This window comes from Variovorax sp. SG517 (assembly GCF_013376045.1).
Taxonomy (GTDB): Bacteria; Pseudomonadota; Gammaproteobacteria; order Burkholderiales; family Burkholderiaceae_C; genus Variovorax.
This window is the reverse complement of sequence record NZ_JABMJG010000028.1, coordinates 1-1,452: the sequence shown is the minus strand read 5'-3', so window position 1 is coordinate 1,452 and position 1,452 is coordinate 1. Positions and strand designations below refer to the sequence as shown.

The 1,452-nt window shown below is 57.3% G+C and carries 1 protein-coding gene; it reads left to right on the top strand.

Features of this window, described 5'->3' with window-relative positions; all coding sequences use genetic code 11:
- Positions 1-41: 41 nt before the first annotated feature.
- Positions 42-1,417 (top strand): IS3 family transposase gene (locus tag FHT32_RS34760; protein WP_371132322.1). Its coding sequence is split into 2 segments (ribosomal slippage): positions 42-522 and positions 522-1,417, totalling 1,377 coding nucleotides; the frame shifts between segments, so codons are not numbered across the junction.
- Positions 1,418-1,452: the final 35 nt, after the last annotated feature.

Sequence of the window (1,452 nt, the reverse complement as noted above, 5' to 3'; positions counted from 1 at the left end):
TGAACTGACCCCCGAAACCTGGACGAACCCAAGGAGTCGGAATGGTGAAGTACACGGACAAACAGAAGCTGGAGGCCGTAGATGCCTATCGAAAAGGAACCGGCGGGTTGATTGCGACGGCCAAAGCCCAGGGCGTGCATGTTGACTCGCTGCGTAAATGGGTCGCTGGGCACAGCGCCCGCGGTGCGGCTGGGGTGGTGACGAAGAAGCGCAGCAACTACGATCTCAACTTTAAGCTGGAGGTTCTCCGCCGAGTGAGCGACGAGGGGATCTCTTGCAGGCAAGCTGCCGCGCTGTTCGACATCCGACGATTCGATCAGGTTGCAGAATGGAGGCGGCTGTACGCAATCCACGGTGCAGCTGCGCTGCAGCCAGGTTGGAAACAAGAACAGACGATGATGAGCAAGAAGCCGCGCCGGCGCGACGGCGACGAGGCACCGGCTGACGATCAACGTAGCCGCGAAGAATTGCTGCGCGACATGCAGCAGCTTCGCATGGAGAACGCCTACCTAAAAAAAGTGCAGGCCTTGGTTCGAGACAAGAGACGCTCAGTGCCCGTGAAAGGACGCTGATCGTGATCGAGCTGAGGCCTCATTTCCCGCTCGCCGGTCTTCTGCGGACCGCAGGGCTGCCACGCAGCAGCTTCTACTACCAACAGAAGGCTCTCCAGGCCGGCGACAGACACTGCGAACTCAAGACCAAGATCCGCGAGATCTTCAATCGTCACCGAGGCAGATACGGCTATCGTCGGATAACCGCCGAGTTGAAACGACAGGGCTTGGGCGTAAACCACAAGACTGTCCAAAAGCTGATGGGCGCGCTGCAGTTGAAGTCTCTCGTTCGGCCTAGGCGCTACAAGGCCTTCGATGGGGTGCCTGCTGAGACGGCGCCGAATCATCTGCAGCGCGACTTCGTGGCCGATCAGCCAAATACGAAATGGGTGACGGACGTGACCGAGTTCAAAGTCAACAATCGGAAGCTATATCTATCTCCCGTGATGGACCTATATAACCGGGAGATCGTGTCGTACGAGCTTGCAGAGCGACCGCTTCCGATCATGATCGAGGCCATGCTCAGCAAGGCGTTCGAGCGGCTTGGCCCAGAAGAAAGACCCATGCTGCATTCGGATCAGGGGTGGCACTACCGAATGCCTGCGTACCGAAAGCGTCTACAGGACAAGATGCTCAAGCAGAGCATGTCACGCAAGGCCAACTGCCTCGACAATGCGGCCATGGAGAGTTTCTTCGGCACGTTGAAGTGCGAGCTCTTCTATATCAATGAGTTCGAGAACGTCGAAACCTTGAGGGGTGCGATTCACGAATACATCCACTACTACAACGTGGATCGGATCAAGCTGGGGCTAGGAGGACTGAGCCCCGTTGAGTACAGGATGAAGGACGCCATCCAGTTGGCATGATCTAGACAGTGTCCAAGGTTTGGGGGTCGGTTCAG